14 protein-coding genes are annotated in these 16042 nt (G+C 57.8%); 10 read left to right on the forward strand and 4 right to left on the reverse strand.

Annotation, left to right across the window (positions count from 1 at the left end):
* The first annotated feature begins 30 nt into the window (after positions 1-30).
* From rpmE to VM163_12035, 7 genes are all read left to right on the forward strand, one after another.
* Positions 31-240 (forward strand): 50S ribosomal protein L31, encoded by a 210-nt coding sequence (gene rpmE, locus VM163_12005; GenBank protein ID HUT04600.1) that lies wholly within the window; start codon positions 31-33, stop codon positions 238-240.
* Entirely contained in the window at positions 240-1193 is a 954-nt protein-coding gene (locus tag VM163_12010; GenBank protein ID HUT04601.1) for a DUF1385 domain-containing protein, read from the forward strand. The genes rpmE and VM163_12010 overlap by 1 nt, the downstream gene beginning before the upstream one ends.
* The gene (prfA, locus tag VM163_12015) at positions 1190-2314 is read left to right on the forward strand and encodes a peptide chain release factor 1 (GenBank protein HUT04602.1); all 1125 of its coding nucleotides are present in this window, start codon (positions 1190-1192) and stop codon (positions 2312-2314) included. Before VM163_12010 ends, prfA begins: the two co-directional genes overlap by 4 nt.
* Complete coding sequence (locus tag VM163_12020; protein ID HUT04603.1) at positions 2311-3180, forward strand: ARMT1-like domain-containing protein; 870 nt, start codon at positions 2311-2313, stop codon at positions 3178-3180. Before prfA ends, VM163_12020 begins: the two co-directional genes overlap by 4 nt.
* Before the next feature lie 101 nt (positions 3181-3281).
* Entirely contained in the window at positions 3282-4358 is a 1077-nt protein-coding gene (ftsY, locus tag VM163_12025) for a signal recognition particle-docking protein FtsY (protein ID HUT04604.1), read from the forward strand.
* Positions 4359-4402: 44 nt separating this feature from the next.
* A complete protein-coding gene (ribD, locus tag VM163_12030; GenBank protein HUT04605.1) occupies positions 4403-5527 on the forward strand; it encodes a bifunctional diaminohydroxyphosphoribosylaminopyrimidine deaminase/5-amino-6-(5-phosphoribosylamino)uracil reductase RibD in 1125 nt (374 codons plus the stop codon).
* A gap of 76 nt (positions 5528-5603) precedes the next feature.
* Complete coding sequence (locus VM163_12035) at positions 5604-6503, forward strand: HDOD domain-containing protein (protein ID HUT04606.1); 900 nt, start codon at positions 5604-5606, stop codon at positions 6501-6503.
* Positions 6504-6877: 374 nt separating this feature from the next.
* Here the strand turns inward: VM163_12035 and VM163_12040 are convergent, their stop codons facing one another.
* The 4 genes from VM163_12040 to VM163_12055 all read right to left on the reverse strand — a co-directional run bounded on the left by VM163_12040 (position 6878) and on the right by VM163_12055 (position 11583).
* Positions 6878-7672, reverse strand: a complete 795-nt coding sequence (locus VM163_12040) for a TatD family hydrolase (protein ID HUT04607.1) — start codon at positions 7670-7672, stop codon at positions 6878-6880.
* Positions 7647-8693, reverse strand: coding sequence for a galactose-1-phosphate uridylyltransferase (gene galT, locus VM163_12045; GenBank protein ID HUT04608.1), 1047 nt, complete (start codon positions 8691-8693; stop codon positions 7647-7649). Before galT ends, VM163_12040 begins: the two co-directional genes overlap by 26 nt.
* Before the next feature lie 73 nt (positions 8694-8766).
* Entirely contained in the window at positions 8767-9858 is a 1092-nt protein-coding gene (locus VM163_12050) for a Gfo/Idh/MocA family oxidoreductase (protein HUT04609.1), read from the reverse strand.
* A gap of 354 nt (positions 9859-10212) precedes the next feature.
* Positions 10213-11583 carry an FAD-dependent oxidoreductase gene (locus VM163_12055; protein ID HUT04610.1) on the reverse strand — a complete coding sequence of 457 codons (1371 nt, stop codon included), beginning with the start codon at positions 11581-11583 and terminating at the stop codon, positions 10213-10215.
* Between the two features lie 296 nt (positions 11584-11879).
* Between VM163_12055 and VM163_12060 the strand changes: the two genes are divergently transcribed.
* The 3 genes from VM163_12060 (at position 11880) to VM163_12070 (ending at position 15903) form a co-directional block, all read left to right on the forward strand.
* Complete coding sequence (locus tag VM163_12060) at positions 11880-12821, forward strand: FAD-dependent oxidoreductase (protein ID HUT04611.1); 942 nt, start codon at positions 11880-11882, stop codon at positions 12819-12821.
* A 1-nt stretch (position 12822) separates the two neighbouring features.
* Complete coding sequence (locus VM163_12065) at positions 12823-13674, forward strand: glycosyltransferase (protein ID HUT04612.1); 852 nt, start codon at positions 12823-12825, stop codon at positions 13672-13674.
* A 336-nt stretch (positions 13675-14010) separates the two neighbouring features.
* Positions 14011-15903, forward strand: coding sequence for a right-handed parallel beta-helix repeat-containing protein (locus tag VM163_12070; GenBank protein HUT04613.1), 1893 nt, complete (start codon positions 14011-14013; stop codon positions 15901-15903).
* Positions 15904-16042: the final 139 nt, after the last annotated feature.

Consider the following 16042-nt stretch of genomic DNA (forward strand, 5'->3'; position numbering starts at 1 on the left):
TTTACGGACGTTTACAGGAGATAAATAGGCATGCAGAAGGACATACATCCCAAGTACTATGAGACAACAGTTACGTGTGCTTGTGGGAACAAGTTCAAGACTCGTTCAACTAAGAAGAACATAAGGATCGAGATATGCTCCAAGTGCCACCCCTTCTTCACCGGCAAACAGAAGCTGGTTGACACGGCCGGTCGCGTGGAGCGGTTTAGGAGAAAATACGGGCTCAAGGCGGACGAATAATGCCGCTGACAGTTGGGGGGCAGGCCGTAATCGAGGGGGTGATGCTCCGTTCACCTAACGCAGTAGCAGTAGCTGTGCGCGCAGCGGATGGCTCAATCAAGTCGAAGGTGGAGCAGATCAAACAGCCTTCGGAGCGTGTGCACCTATTGAAATGGCCGTTTTTTCGCGGCATCGCCACGCTTTGGGATTCTCTTTCGTTGGGGATCAAGTGCCTCAACTTCTCAGCTAAAGAATCTCTGCGTGACGCTTCCGAAAGCCACGAGGATAAGGGCACATTCTGGCCTTTCCTGCTCTCGATGCTCGCCGCACTTGGCATGGGCCTTGTCCTTTTTTTCATTCTGCCTCACGTCTTCACGGAGTTGCTGGGCTCTCAGTTTCCGATACTTCACAGCTCTAGCTACCTATTCAACCTTGCAGACGGCGGCTTCAGGATCGTCATCTTCGTGCTCTACATTGTAGGCATCTCGCTGATGCCGGACATCAGGCGAGTATTCCAGTATCACGGCGCTGAGCACCGCGTCGTTCACGCATACGAGTCAGGCAAAGAGGTAACCGTGGAATCTGCACGCGATTTTGGCGTCCTTCATCGCCGCTGTGGAACGAGCTTCCTGCTTATTCTGCTGGTTGTTGTCATTCTGCTTTTCTCGCTCGTCCCGCAAGAGACAGACCCAATCAGCAAGGCGGCAACACGGCTGAAGTTCCTTCCGCTCGTCTTGGTCTTGGCGGCTGGCATCTCCTACGAGCTTCTTCGTCTGTCCGCAAAGGCCCCCAACTCGCTTTTCGTCAGAGCAATCACGGCGCCTGGGCTGATGCTTCAGAGGCTTGTTACGAGGCAGCCATCGGATGAACAGGTCGAGGTCGCCATCGCCGCGTTGCATGGCGTTCTCGGCGCTGAACGTAGGCTGCGAGAGGACCGAATCAAGAAGGCTCAAGAGGAGGCGCTCTCAGTTTGAACCCTCTTCTTACGGACCTCGATCGGTTCAAAGTCAAGGTGTATAAGCTTGCGCAGCGGATGTCTGAGCCGGAAGTGCTCTCAAACCACGTCCTGTATCAAGAACTCGCCATCGAGCACTCGCGCATATCGGAGCTTGTGGAGAATCTCGACAAGCTCAAGAGACTAGAGACCGAGATCGCCGAATCGACCGAACTGCTTGACGATAAGGAGCTCAAGGAGGAGGCGCAAGCGGAGATCGAGCGGCTTAGGCCTGAGAAGGCGGCCCTGGAGCGAAAGATCCGGAATCTGCTTGTTCCGGAAGACCCCATGTCAGGCAGGGACCTGGTCCTCGAGGTCCGGGCGGGCACCGGCGGGGAGGAGGCAGCTCTTTTCGCGGCCAGCCTTCTCGAGATGTACATGCGTTTTGCGGAGCGAAAAGGTCTCCGAATGGAGGTTCTTGCGCAGAGCCCGACTCCGCTGGGCGGCTTTCGCGAGGTCCTGGTTGGCGTCTCGGGAAAACAAGCATATCAATACTTGAAGTTCGAGGGCGGCACTCACAGAGTTCAGCGAGTTCCCGTAACCGAATCTTCGGGCAGAATCCACACGTCTGCCGTTACGGTCGCGGTTCTGCCCGAGCCTGACTCGATCGAGATCAAGATCGATCCGGGCGAGATCAGGGTCGATAGGTTCCGCTCGACGGGGCCTGGCGGTCAGAGCGTCAACACGACCGATTCGGCGGTGCGTATAACTCACATCCCGACCGGGCTGGTTGTAACGTGCCAGGACGAGAAATCGCAGCATCGAAACAAGGAGCGCGCGATGCGTGTCCTGCGGGCGAGGCTCTATGACAGCGCTGTGTCCCAGCAACACCAGAGAATAGATAGCGAAAGGAGGTCCATGGTCGGCTCCGGGGACCGCTCCGGACGAATACGGACCTATAACTTCCCCCAGAATCGCGTCTCCGACCACAGGATCAACCTCACCCTCTACAAGCTCGACTCCGTCCTCCAAGGCGATCTCGATGAGATCGTCCAGGCGCTTGCCGCGGACGAGGAGGCGAGGCTGCTCGACGAGGTGATGAAGTCGTCTCAGGCCGATCTTCACGTTGACCAGGACGTGGACCAGGAGGCCGGCAGTTGAGAGTTCATCCACAGTGCTTCCCGTGCTTCGTGAGGCAGGCACTGATCGCCGCGTCGCAAATAACTGACGATCCAGTTCGGGTGAAGGAGATTATTGACCTGTCGCTCGACCCGATCCGTAACGCTAAGTTGAGCGACACCCCTGCCCACATCGCGACCGAGATTTACAGGAGAATAAGGGCGAGGCTCAACGGGACCGACCCATTCAGAAAAATCAAGGCTCGATGCACAGAGATGGCCTTGAAGATGGTGAGAGATTTCGAGCCGATAGAAAGGGCGCTGAACCCGCTTGAGTCGGCGATTCGGACGTCTGTGGCGGGGAACGTAATAGACTTCGGGATATACTCCGACATCGACCTTCGCCACGTCGTCGAGAACATCATGCAAGAGCAGTTTGGGATACTCTCGCTGTCAGAGCTCGAGTCTGACTTGGCATATACGAAGAGCATTCTCTTCCTCGCTGACAACGCCGGGGAGCTCGTGTTTGACGTTCCCTTAATCGGCCATCTGCTTCAGTTCGGTTCGGTCAAGGTCGCTGTCAAAAGCGTGCCCGTAATCAATGACGCCACGATGGCGGACGCGATGGCTTCTGGGCTTCCGGCGGGCGCTGAGTTGATCGAGAACGGGAGCGATTGCGTCGGAACGATCCTCGAGACTTGCTCGGACACGTTCAGGAAGGCGTTTTACGACGCTGATCTCATCATCAGCAAGGGCCAGGCCAACTTCGAGACGCTGGACGAGGTGAGAGAAGCCAACATCTATTTCTTGTTCAAGGCCAAATGTGAAGTTACGGCGGGCATGGTTGGCGTGGCGAAGGAGTCGCTCTGCGCGGTCTCTAGTCGGGCTATCAATCGGTTGCATGCTTGAGGTTCGAAAGTTTCCAGTTGCAGATTGTCCGCTGGAAGGGAGCCTTCTGTTCTGACAGGACGGCTCTTAAGGGCGGAAAGTTCACGAGGTAGGTGATTTAGATGCGTTTTTTTGGTTTCGGTTCGAAGAAACCTAAGCAGGGCGAGAAAGCTGCGGAGTCCAATGCTAAGCAACAGGCCTCGCAGCAAGAGAGAAGTGGCACTCAGGATGAGTCCACAAAACCGAGAGAGCTAACTCGGAAACGTTTAGCTAAGGGCCTATTCAAAACGCGCGAGAAGCTCTCGGCAAGTCTGGGCCGGATATTCCTCGGCGCAAAGCACATCTCGCCCGAGCTGTTGAAGCAGCTTGAGGAGGCGCTGATCCTTGCCGACGTTGGCGTTGATACTGTGGATAAGATCGTCGCGAAAGTTAGCGAGGACCTTAAGCGGCGAGAGCTGACTAAGCCTGATGTGGTCAAGTTCTCCGTGAAGAAGGCGCTGGTTGAGATTCTATCGTCTGGTGAGAGCAGGCGGGCGCCTTCGGTGATGGAATGCCGGCAGCGTCCGTTTGTGTCGCTGGTCGTTGGTGTGAACGGGACTGGCAAGACGACGACCATAGCAAAGCTCGCCAGGCGGTATGTGCAGCAGGGAATAACGCCGATACTGGTTGCCGCTGATACGTTCCGCGCAGCTGCTATCGAGCAGTTGACTATTTGGGGAGAGCGAGCCGGAGTCGAGGTCATAGCCCACAAGCAGGGTGGCAGCCCGGCCGCAGTCGTGTTCGACGGCATTGCGGCGGCTCGGTCTAGGGGCGCCGACATGGTCATTGTCGATACTGCCGGGCGACTGCACACCAAGAAAAACCTCATGGCCGAGCTTGCCAAGGTGAGGCGCGTGGCCGCGACGAACGCCGATGGTGCGCCTCACGAGACGCTGCTGATACTTGACGCGACTTTGGGCCAGAATGCAGTGTCTCAGGCAAAGCAGTTCAGCGAGTGGTTGAACGGGATCACAGGGATCGTGCTGACCAAGATCGATGGGACGGCCAAGGGCGGTGTTGTCGTTACGATTGCGGACGAGCTCTCGATCCCGATACTGTTTCTGGGCACGGGGGAGAAGATCGACGACCTGGTCGAATTCCAGCCGAGTGCGTTTGCAGACGCCCTTTTGGGATTGTCTAGCGAGCCACTTGGGGGCTGAAATGGCAGCCCGCACCGAGAAGCCATGCTTGTCGGAGGTCTGATATGGCTGAACACGACGTCGAGTTTATGAAGGAGTGCCTGCGGCTCGCGGCCAGAGCCCGGGGCAAAACGTCTCCCAATCCCATGGTGGGAGCTGTTCTGGTCAAGGACGGCACCAAGACCGCCAGCGGCTATCACGTTCGCGCGGGCGAGCCTCACGCCGAGGTGGTGGCAATCAGAAGGGCTGGCTCGCTAGCTCGCGGCAGCACTATGTTCGTGAATCTCGAGCCGTGCAGCCACTTCGGCCGAACACCGCCCTGCGCTGCTCTAATAGTCAAAACTGGCATCAAACGCGTCGTTGTGGGCACCCCAGACCCAAACCCGCTCGTCGCAGGCCGGGGCATCGCCATCCTCCGAAGGGCTGGCATCGAGCTCGAGGTCGGCGTTCTAGAGGACCGGTGCAGACTTCTGAACGAGGCCTATTTCAAGTTCATCACGACCGGCCTGCCCTTCGTAACGCTCAAGCTCGCCCAAACCCTGGACGGCAAGATAGCCACCAAGTCTGGCGACTCGAGATGGATTACTGGCCTTAAGGCCCGTCAGTTCGCCCACAGGTTGCGGGCTGAGAGCGACGTTGTGCTCGTGGGCAGGGGAACTTTGGAGAAAGACGATCCCGAACTCACCGTCCGCCACGTGAGTCCAGCACGTCCAGACCGCCCCATTCGTGTGGTCCTCGACAGCATGTTGAAAACACCGCCTGCCGCCAAGGTCCTTACGACGGGTCAATGCGAGACCATCATCGCGACCACCGATGCCGCGTCAGTGCAACGAGAGGAGGCACTCAGACGTGCCGGCGCCTCGTTCATCAGAACGCGGGCTCGAGACGGGCGCGTCGATGTCGAGGCTGTGCTTCGGGCGCTGGCAGAGCGAGGGCTTATGAGCGTGCTGGTGGAGGGCGGCGCCGAGGTGGCATGGGAGTTTGTCGCAAGATGCCTCGTGGACAAGGCGGTCTTCGTGATAGCGCCGAAGGTGCTGGGCGGGCGGGAGAGCATTTCCTCGGTCTTGGGTGTCGGATTTGCGTCCGTCTCTGAGGCAATGCAGCTTGATGTGCACAAAGTGATGCGGTTAGGGGACGACATCGGACTGATTGCATATCCCCGTCCGGGACCAGGTGTCGAGCGAGGTTGACATAGGCGGCGTTCTGCACGAGTATTTGAGCATGTACGGTAGTTGACAGGTCGCGACGATTGAGGAGGCTAAAGAGATGCTGGACGTTGAGGTTGCCCACGAGCAGATGGCGCAGGACAGGAGGAAGCTTGCGGAGCTGGACATGGTCAGTGCCCTTGCTGAGCCCAAGGAACTGCCAGCGCTCCCAGCTATCGCCGTGCGCGTGATGCAGATCACGTCCGATCCCAAAGCGAAACTGCCGGAGCTGAAGCGTATGATCGAGACGGACGAGGCGCTCGCCTCAAAGGTGCTCAAGTTCTCGAACTCTGCATTGTATGGTCGTACAGGCCGCGTGTCCACGCTAACTGCCGCGATAACGGCGCTCGGTTTCTTGACCGTTCGTTGGCTCGCGGTTACCGCCTCGGCGCACACGCTTTTTCGCAAAAGCGGAGGTAGCAACTCGGACCACACCGCGCTTTGGAAACACTCTCTCAAATGTGCAATCACGTCCCGCATCCTCGCCAAGCGACTCGACAGCGGACAAGACCTCGAGGAGGCGTTCTTGGCTGGATTATTACACGACATCGGCAAGCTCGCTATCCTCGACAAGATGCCGGGATACATATCGAGGTTCTGTCAGTGGTGCGATGCTCTCTCGCTGGAGTTCTCTCAGGTCGAGGTGGACGTCATCGGCGTCGATCACAGCGAGGTCTCGGGCCACGTGTTCGAGCTGTGGAATATGCCCGCCTCTCTGTCAGACGCAGTATCTCACCACCACTCCCCCCAAGCGGCCAAAGTAAACAGAACCATGGCTGAGATACTCTGGATGGCCAATGAGTTCTTCCCGATGGAAGCCTGCGGCCACCCCTCGCCAACCGACGAGGAGCTGGCCGCCCTGCCACTGATGCTCCAGCACAACATGAACGAGAGAGACGCGGCTGCCATCAAAGAGGAGACCATGTCGCGCTATTCCGAGCTCTCTGACCTACTCAGGTAGCGCGGGACCTCTGTCAGGTTTGACTGGCCCCGTTCCCCGACAGGGGGAGCTTCTTTCTCTGAATCACCGTATTTTAATGCGGTGATATAGACGGCTCTCATTGTCCTAACACCCGAATTCATTCGGGTGGGCCGAGGATGCCGAAGCGCCCCCTCTCCTCCCTCCGAGAGTCCCCATCTGAAGGGAAAAGAGAGGAAGCTGTCCGCCCGCCCGGGATCCCCCATCTGAAGATGGGGGCTAGGATCATGGTAGCCTTCTGCATCGCCTCGGCTAAAGCCGGGCGATGAGGTGGCGCCTGCCTGAGCTTGCTTCCTCCTGATCACCGTATTTCAATGCGGTGATATGGACGGCTCTCATTATCCCAACACCCGAATTCATTCGGGTGGCCTGCCTCGACCGAAAATTCGGCGGGCATTCTCCGCCGTTATCCTCGCTATGTGTTCTTTCGAGGCGCCGCGGATTCTCGCCAACCGCTCCACGACATAGACCAAAAAAGACGGCTCGTTTCGCTTGCCTCGCATAGGGCTGGGGGCGAGGAACGGAGCATCGGTCTCGACAAGGAGCCTATCGTCTGGAACAGCGGCTGCGCTCTCGGAAACCTGCTGCGCATTTCTAAACGTTACGATACCGGAGAACGAGACGTAGAAACCTAGCTCGACAGCCCTGAGCGCCTCCTGTGCACTTCCGGTGAAACAGTGAAACACGCCGGCCGATGCGCCGTGCTTTGCCAGAAGGGAGCACGTCTCCTCGAAAGCATCTCTGATGTGGATGACGAGGGGCAGGCCGAGGTGCACGGCGAGTTCGATATGTTTAATAAATGCGGAAATCTGCGCTTCGCGGGGCGAGATGAGGCGAAAGAAATCGAGGCCCGTCTCGCCGACTGCGACGACTTCGTCCCGATTCTCAGCGGCCATCGTGCCCAGGGACTTGCCGAAGTCATCCGGCGCATCTTTGGCATCGTGAGGCGATACGCCCACTGTCGCCCAAAGAGCATCGTATCGCCTCGCCATCTCGATCGCGCGCCGGCTGTGTTCGACTGTGTACCCGACAACGTTGATCGAGGTTACTGAGGCTTCTTGGGCGCGGTCAAGCACCGTATCGAGCTCCTCCTCGAACTGAGGCGCCGTGAGGTGGCAGTGCGAGTCAATCAGGCCAGGATACTTCGACATCTCGCAGGTATTTAGCCGCCTGCTCCGGCGGCGTCGGGTTAATGTAAAAGCCCGTTCCCCACTCAAAGCCCGCGATCTTCGTGACCCTGGGCATGATCTCGATGTGCCAGTGGTAGTCTAGGTCGAGCGTCTGCCAGTAGCCTGGACGGCGGGCCTTGCCCTTGGTGTTTGGCGAGTTGTGCAAGACGAAGTTATACGGCGGTGATTCGAGTGCGACCGAGATACGTTTCAAGCTGTCCCGTAGGGCAAGCGCAAAGTGATGCAAAAGCTCGTCCGACGAGCACGAGAAATGCGCCGAGTGCTTGCGCGGGAATATCCACGTCTCAAACGGAAAGCGGGATGCGAACGGGCACAGAGCCACGAAATGCTCGTTCACCGAGACTATCCTCTCCTCATCTTTGATCTCCTGCGCCAGAATATCGCAGAACAGGCATCGTTCCTTGTCGAGAAAATGGCTCTGAGCCGAGATCATCTCCTGCTTGACCACGCGCGGCGTTACCGGTGTGGCGATTAGCTGCGTATGTGGATGCTCGAGCGAGGCGCCAGCCGCGAAACCGAAGTTCTTGAAAATGAGAATGTACCTGAGCCTCATGTCGTTGACCAGGTCCATTATTCTCGCCCGGTAGGTCGAGAGGATTATCTCTAGATGCGGAAGCGGCATGTCGCCCATCTCAAGATCGTGCTGCGGAGTCTCGATGATAACCTCGTGCGCACCTATACCGTTCATGCAGTCGAAAAGCCCGTTCCCTCGCCGATCTAAATTGCCCTCTATCGCCAGCGCTGGGAACCTGTTCGGGACGACTCGCGTCTGCCATCCCGGAGTGTTTGGCTTGCGCCCATTATATGGCAAAGCGAATATCTCTGGCGGCGTCTTATCCTCGTTACCCTCGCAGAACGGGCAGAAGCCGTCGGAAGGCCGCCGCTGTTCTGTGTGTAGGCGAAAATCCGATGGCCGCCTCGCCCTGTCTGTGGCGATAATTACCCAGCGGTTAGCAATCGGGCTCTTTCTCAGCTCCGGCACCTTGTTCCTCCAATCAAACGCAAATGCTCAATCCTAAACCACCATGAGGCCATCAACTTCTGCGCTCCATCTCTTACCGTCTCAGAATCTCAACGAGAGGTGAAACCTCTCTCTGTAATATCGGAAGATCAACCACGATATTGCCCAACCTCTCCGATTCGTAGATCGCCCAGATTATGTGCAGCGACTCTCTGGCGTCTCTTCCGCTTGACCTGTTCGCTTTCACGCCTTCAATAACGCCGACCAAGTTCTCGACCATTGACAGGTATGAGCTCTTATAGACTTCAGGAAGCGGAAATGGTTTGGCCGAAAGCTCGCGAAAACCGTCGAAACTCTGCGAATGTTCGCTTATCCAAAGGTCGTTGATCCCGTTCCCGACAGATATCTTGCCCTTCGCGCCCCAAAACTCCAGCGCGAAGTAAAAATACGCCCTCCTGCCGCCCACCTCCACGTTGGCCTGTATCCCACTCTCGAGCGATAGCGTCGCGTTCGCCGAATCCTCTATCGGAAGCCTCGTGTTACGTTGGACGAAGCCGACCACGGAGCTCACATCGCCGGCAAAGAAGCGAAGCAGATCGAAAAGGTGCGTTCCATCGTGCAGCAGGGGCCCGCCGCCCACTAAGGACAGGTCGCTCTTCCAGCTCTCTTCGTCCGGGACCCCACAGAGCATCGCACCCCAGATGCTTCTCAGCGGGCCGATGACGTCATCCTCGATGAGCCGCTTGGCGGCAATGAATCGCTGGTCCCAACGCCGCTCGTGGTTCACCATCAGAACCACGCCGTTGCTCTCGCACTCGCTGATCATCTCGTCCGCGTCCGCAAGCGAGAGCGCAATCGGCTTCTCGCAGAGTATCCCCTTGACGCCACAGTTGGCCGCCTCGACGACTATGTCCTTGTGCGTGCTGGTCCATGAGGCCACGGAGATTATCTCCGGCCTCTCCTTGGCCAAGAGCTCTCGGTAGTCGAGATAGAGCCGGTCAACGCCCCAATCGGCCCTGAACGACGCGAGCCGGTCTGGGTCGATGTCGCAGGCGCACGTTACATCCGTGTGCTCACACCCGGCGAAAGCGCCGGCGTGCGTGCATGGTTTTCGCCTGTAAGGGTCTCTCGCAAGGAGCGAGCCCACGCGTCCACAACCCACAATCCCTACTTTTAACCTGGCCATGTCTCTCTAGAGGCTGTCCCATAAGTCCGTTTTGCCTGTGTCGGGGCGATTCACGAATCGCCCTGGTCTAATTCGATCGGGCACCTTGGGGGCGGTTCGTGAACCGCCCCTACACGACGTCGATGTCGTTTTATAGCCACATTGGGGACGTCAGGCCCGTCTGAGCACGCCACCCCTTGATCTTGACAACCTGTCTGATTTCCTGTATTATCCTCGTGCGGGAGAACAGTAAAACCTCTATCAGCCAACTTATTGGACAGCCTCTCTAGTAGGATGTTTTGGCCGGTTTGTCAAGAGATTAGATGCCATATAAGCCTCCACGCTGCAGCAAACCTCAACTTTCCAATCAGGCACTCATCTCATTCGCCGTTGAGCCATCATCGCGACAACGTGGATGGCATCCCAACTGGAGCCGAACGGAGGCGAGTATGGCAGATCGAGCTGCATCAGGTCCTTCACTGACAGCCCTCCGTGGATGGCCGCTACGAACGCGTCCATTCTTGCCACGACGCCCTCCTGGCCGACCGCCTGAGCGCCGAGAAGCTTGCCGGTCTCCGGACAGAATACCACCTTCAACTTCAGGGGCCTTGCGTTGGGGTAATAGGTAGCGTGAGAATGGCCCATGAACGCCTGGCCTGCGGCCTGAAGGCCGCATTTTTTCGCCGCCTGAAGCGTAAGTCCGGTCGAGGCGAAAACCAGCCCGAACGCTCCCGAGATGCTGGTCCCGAGAATGCCCGCAAATCGTGAATCGCCGCCCGCGGCGTTCTCGCCAGCGACTTTCCCCTGCTTCTCCGCCACGGTGGCGAGCGGCATGTAGGTTTCTCCGCCCGTTACGATGCTCCTGGCCTGACAGCAATCACCGGCCGCGAGAACGTCCGGGGCAGATGTTCGTTGGTGCTCATCCACAACCACGGCGCCCAACTCGCCCGTGTCGATGCCCGCGGCCCTCGCGAGCTCGACGTTCGGCGAGACACCCAGCGAGAGAATGACAACGCCGGCATCGATCGACTGCCCGCCCGCCAACACACCATTGACCCGGCCACCAGGGCCGCAGGTGATCTTCTCCAACGGAGAGCCGGTCAACACCTCCACGCCGTTTTCCTCCAGATGCTGCTGAACTATCGCCGCGATGTCCGGGTCCAGGCTGACGAGAATGTTCTGGAGCATCTCGACCACCACCACCCGAACCCCGAGCCGAGCCAGCGCCTCGGCCATCTCAAGCCCGATGTAGCCCGCTCCGACGATGACCGCGCGACTTGGGGAACGCTCCTGAATGTATTCCTTGATCCTTGTCGCGTCCCCGATGTTTCTGAGCGTGAACACACCCTCCGCCCGGACTCCCTCAACTGGCGGCAGCTTGGGCGAGGCGCCTGTCGCCAAGACCAGCTTGTCATATCCAAGCTCGTATTCGCTGCCAGCGTCGAGGTCCGCACAGACAAGCGATCTCCCCTCGGTATCAATGGAGATTGCCCTCTGCTTGAGGCGCAGGTCGATCCCCATCTTGTCTCTAATGACTTTGGGCTCGGCGAACGTAAGCTTCTTGATGTCTTGGACCTCACCGCCGATGAAGTATGGCAGTCCGCACGGCGAGCTCGACGAGTATATCGACTGCTCAACGACAGTTACTCTCGCTCGCCGGTCTATTTTCCTGGCCGCAGCCGCAGCGCCAAGTCCGGCCGTTTGCGCTCCAATCACGACAATTTTCTTACCGTCTGTCAACGTCATTACCTCACTTAGTTAGGCCATCCTGTAGTCTGCCGATGGCCCAGATAAGCCCGTCTAAACGAAAAATCTTGACTGAAGGGTCAAATCTGTAAACAATCCGCATGGTTGTCGCGGCGTTAGTAGTCTGCCTCGAGACGGATGTTTTGCCAATCCGTTTAATACAACAATCGAATGCGGAGATATTTGGTTGATTTCGCCGATTTTCTAGCGATTTCTGGGCTTGAGTATGCCCGCGCGCTCCGAGAACTACAACGGCGCTATTGTCTTGGAGTGGAAGCCATGTTGGAGGTAATCTTATGTTAGAAGGTTTTGACCCTAACAATACTGTCGTAGTTGTCGGCGCAGGGCCCGCCGGGATGTCAGCCGCGGTCTATGCCGAGAGATCGGGAGTGAACGTCTTGTTGCTCGAGAGGATAAGCCCCGGCGGTCAGATAATGACAACGCGCAGGATCGACAACTATCTCGGATTCCCAGTCGGCACATCCACCTTCGCGCTCGTTGCGAAGTTCAAGGAGCACCTCGCCTCGTGTGGTGTCGAGGTTATTTCAGCAAACGCGGCCAAGATAGTGCCAGGGCAGCTCTTGACGGTGGAAACCGCGAGTGGACCTGCCTACCAGTGCAGGGCTGTGATCGTTGCTACGGGAGCGCGTCCCAGGCTTCTGGGGGTGCCGGGAGAGGGGAGGCTCTTTGGCAAAGGAGTCTCGACCTGTGCGGTCTGCGACGGCAATTTCTTTAGGAACCAAGACATCGCCGTGGTTGGGGGTGGCACAACCGCCGTGGAGGATGTCATCTATCTTTCCCACATAGTCAGGAAAATCTATCACATCCACAGACGCGATCAGTTGAGGCTCGCCGGCGAGACATCCGATGAGCTGTCCAAACTTGAGAATGTTGAGCGGGTCTTCAGCCACACGGTCGAGAAAATCGTGGGTGAGGACGAGGTCGAGGCGATACAGGTCAAAAGTCGCAAGGACGGCAGCGTCCGGGAGCTTGCGGTGAGCGCGGTGTTCGTCTCTATTGGAATAACGCCGAACACGGAGTTCGTTCAGGGCCTTTTGGAGATGGACGATGCCGGATTCATTGTCGCCAAGAATGATATGTCCACCTCTGTCGAGGGCATCTTCGCTGCGGGCGACGTCAGGACCTCGCATCTCAGGCAGGTCTGCACGGCGGTCGCGGACGGCGCCATCGCCGGAATCTCTGCCGCAAAGCTGATAACGGGCATAGCCCTCGCTTGACGTGCGAATAACGGCCGCTATCCCTTGCTACAACGCGGAGAGGTTCATCAGCAGCTGCCTCGAGTCGCTGATCGCACAGTCCCGACCGCCGGACGAGATCATCGTTGTTGACGATGGCTCGACCGACCGGACTGCCGAGATATTGTCATCACGCCGCGATGTGAAGGTCATCACGCTCAAACAGAACAGGGGCGTCGCACACGCCCGGAACGTTCTCACAAAAAACGCCTCGGGCGAAGTCATCGTGTTCATCGATGCGGACGCGGTCGCCGATCCCAACCTCATTCAAGAGCTTGAAGTCGCTTATGAGGCGGGCGTGGCGGGTGTGGGAGGGCGAGCGATTGAGCAGCGAGAGGAGTCTCTTGCGGACAGGTGGCGTAGGCTCCATGCCTCTCAGGGCTACGGGAGCGAACAAAAATCTAATGTCGCGTTTCTCTGGGGCGTGTGCAGCTCGTATTTCAGGAACGTCCTGGTCGAGGCGGCCGGATTCGACGAGCGCTTCCGGACCAACGGTGAGGACACCGAGATAGGCTTTCGCCTCGAATCGATGGGCAAGCGGCTGGACTACAACCCAAAGGCGATCGTGCACCATCAGCGAACTGACAGCATCCTAAGTCTCTGCAAGATGATGTTCCGCTGGTATTACTGGGGCTACATCGCCATGCGCAAGGTCCGAGGCGCTGCGTTTCTCTTCTACATTAAGACAATCGTCAAAGTTCTCCTACGCAACCTCCACGCCGACCTGATCCAGGAGAGGTCCCCGCGACTCGCGTTCGTGTCCGTTCTAATGTCCCGCGTCGAGCTACTAGCCACACTCAAGGCTGCGCTCACGGCACGACGCGTGCTGAAATAAAAACCTCGATTTAAGAGGCCGTCCAATAAGTGCATCCGCATGCGAGAATCCCTGTGTTTGTGGATGGATGGCCCTATATGTAGGGGCGGTTCACGAACCGCCCGACTTCAGCGCCACAACATATTGTGGGCGATTCGTGAATCGACCCTACAAAAAAACACGGCTGACCCCTTTATCGGACAGCCTCCGTAATCCAAGGTCAGACCCCGGCCCATCAACCGTTTGAAAAATGTGCGGTTCCGTGTTACTCTCTTTTGGATTGGATTCTATGTATTCTTGCACTTCGATCACAGGGCACTGCGCAGATAACGCTAACCCCCAAAAAGGGAAGGAGCCATGAGAACAGCATTTGTATGTACCATTCTTGCGGCCTTTGCCTTGCTGCCTATGGCGGTTCTGGCTGAGCCAACGATCACGATCTACACGGATGCCGACACGTATCAGTCCGGCGACACAATTGAGGTTAGCCTGTCCGCCGAGAATCACGGCGAGGGAATGTCCGTTGACGTGTATGTCGGTTTGCTGACGCCTGATGGCGGCCTCTATACCCTTAGCCCGTATGGCCAGCACGGCTGGTCAGGGAGTGTTGAGGCTTGGATTCCTGGCATATACGTGCCCAGTCCATTCACTATGAGCCGGACGCCGTTGTTCTGGTTTGACCTTCCCTGCTACATGCCCCCAATCAGCGATGAGGGGGAATATAACTTCGCGGTGGTTCTCACGTGCGCCGGCACGATGCAGTGGATAAGCGACCTGAGTTTGGCCCCATTCACAGTTGGCGCCTCAGCTGCATCGCATTATTACGTTGACGGCGAGGCAGGTAACGATTCAAACGACGGCTCCGAAGGCTCGCCGTGGAAGACGATAACACATGCGCTCGCATCCGCGCTCAGCACCCCTGCCACCATCCACGTTGCCGCCGGCACATACTCATCCTCGACAAACGGAGAGACGTTTCCACTCGACATGAAGAGCTATGTATCGCTTCAGGGCGAAGGCTCAGAGAGCACAATCCTCGACGCGCAGCAGGCCGCTTATCACGTTATCTACTGCTCCTACGTTAGTCACCTGAGCATTGAGCAATTGACAATAGCCGGGGGCGAAGCCAAGGGGGCTGAGCACACAGATAAACGAGGCGGCGGCATTTACTGCTCGGACAGCTCGCCAACCATTTCAAACAACAGAATCACTGCCAACACCGCCATCTCCGGCGGCGGTATAGGCTGCTGGGGCGGTTGGCCCACGATCTCAGGCAACACGATCTCGGGCAATAGTGCGGACTCAAACGCCGGCGGGATATACTGCGACCACAGTTCGCCGATGATCTCGAACAACACGATCTCAAAGAACACTGCTGACTGGGCCGGCGGGATATACTGCAGTGAGAGTTCTCCGACGATTGCGTGCAACGCGATCACGGCCAATACCGCCGGCGGGTTAGGCGGCGCGATACACTGCTGGGAGAGTTCGCCCACCATCGAGAACAACACGATCTCGGGCAACAGGGCCCAACACGGGAGCGGGATATACTGCTGGCACGGTTGGCCCACGATCTCAGGCAACACGATCTCGGGCAATAGTGCGGACTCAAACGCCGGCGGGATATACTGCGACCACAGTTCGCCGATGATCTCGAACAACACGATCACTCGTAACTCCTCGCTCGGCGTATACGGCTACAACGGCTACGGCGGTGGGATACTCTGCAACTACAGTTCGCCCACGATCGTAAACAACATCATCCAGGCCAACACCGCCATCTCTGGCGGCGGGATATTCTACTGGAGCAGTACGCCAGCGATCGTAAACAATGCGATCTTAGACAACTCGGCCGGGCGCGGCGGCGGGATATCCTGCTGGGGCGGTTCGGCAACGATCGTGAACAACATCATCAAAGCCAACGCCGCCGACCGGGGCGGTGGGATGTATTGCAGCGGTTCGCCGACAATCATCGACTGCATTATCTGGGGCAACGGCGACGACCTATCTAGCTGTTCAGGGACGTATTGCTGCATCGAGGACGACGATGCGGGTGAGGGCAACATCCACGATGACCCGATGTTCGTCGAAGGTCCACTCGGCGAATACTATCTTGACCCCGATAGCCCGTGCATAGATGCGGGCAGTCGGCCGGCCGAGGATGCCGGGCTTTCTGATCGGACAACGCAGACGGACGGCACGCCGGATAGCGGGATGGTAGATATGGGCTATCACTACCCATTGCCCTGAGGAGTTGGCGGTTGGCGGTTGACCTGAATGATGCGGGGATGCGCGCTCGGCGCCGATTGAGGAAACGACCATTGAAACTTCGGGGTCAAGTTGTTACAACCACACGGGAAGACAGTCCATCACGAGTCACCAAGGAGTA

The organism is bacterium (assembly GCA_035527515.1).
GTDB lineage: Bacteria > B130-G9 > B130-G9 > B130-G9 > B130-G9 > B130-G9.

Excerpts from the sequence above, each read along its gene's own strand:
- rpmE (HUT04600.1), top strand. The coding sequence starts at position 31 with ATGCAGAAGGACATACATCCCAAGTACTATGAGACAACAGTTACGTGT.
- VM163_12010 (HUT04601.1), top strand. The coding sequence starts at position 240 with ATGCCGCTGACAGTTGGGGGGCAGGCCGTAATCGAGGGGGTGATGCTC.
- ftsY (HUT04604.1), top strand. The coding sequence starts at position 3,282 with ATGCGTTTTTTTGGTTTCGGTTCGAAGAAACCTAAGCAGGGCGAGAAA.
- ribD (HUT04605.1), top strand. The coding sequence starts at position 4,403 with ATGGCTGAACACGACGTCGAGTTTATGAAGGAGTGCCTGCGGCTCGCG.
- VM163_12035 (HUT04606.1), top strand. The coding sequence starts at position 5,604 with ATGCTGGACGTTGAGGTTGCCCACGAGCAGATGGCGCAGGACAGGAGG.
- VM163_12040 (HUT04607.1), bottom strand. The coding sequence starts at position 7,672 with ATGTCGAAGTATCCTGGCCTGATTGACTCGCACTGCCACCTCACGGCG.
- VM163_12050 (HUT04609.1), bottom strand. The coding sequence starts at position 9,858 with ATGGCCAGGTTAAAAGTAGGGATTGTGGGTTGTGGACGCGTGGGCTCG.
- VM163_12055 (HUT04610.1), bottom strand. The coding sequence starts at position 11,583 with ATGACGTTGACAGACGGTAAGAAAATTGTCGTGATTGGAGCGCAAACG.
- VM163_12060 (HUT04611.1), top strand. The coding sequence starts at position 11,880 with ATGTTAGAAGGTTTTGACCCTAACAATACTGTCGTAGTTGTCGGCGCA.
- VM163_12070 (HUT04613.1), top strand. The coding sequence starts at position 14,011 with ATGAGAACAGCATTTGTATGTACCATTCTTGCGGCCTTTGCCTTGCTG.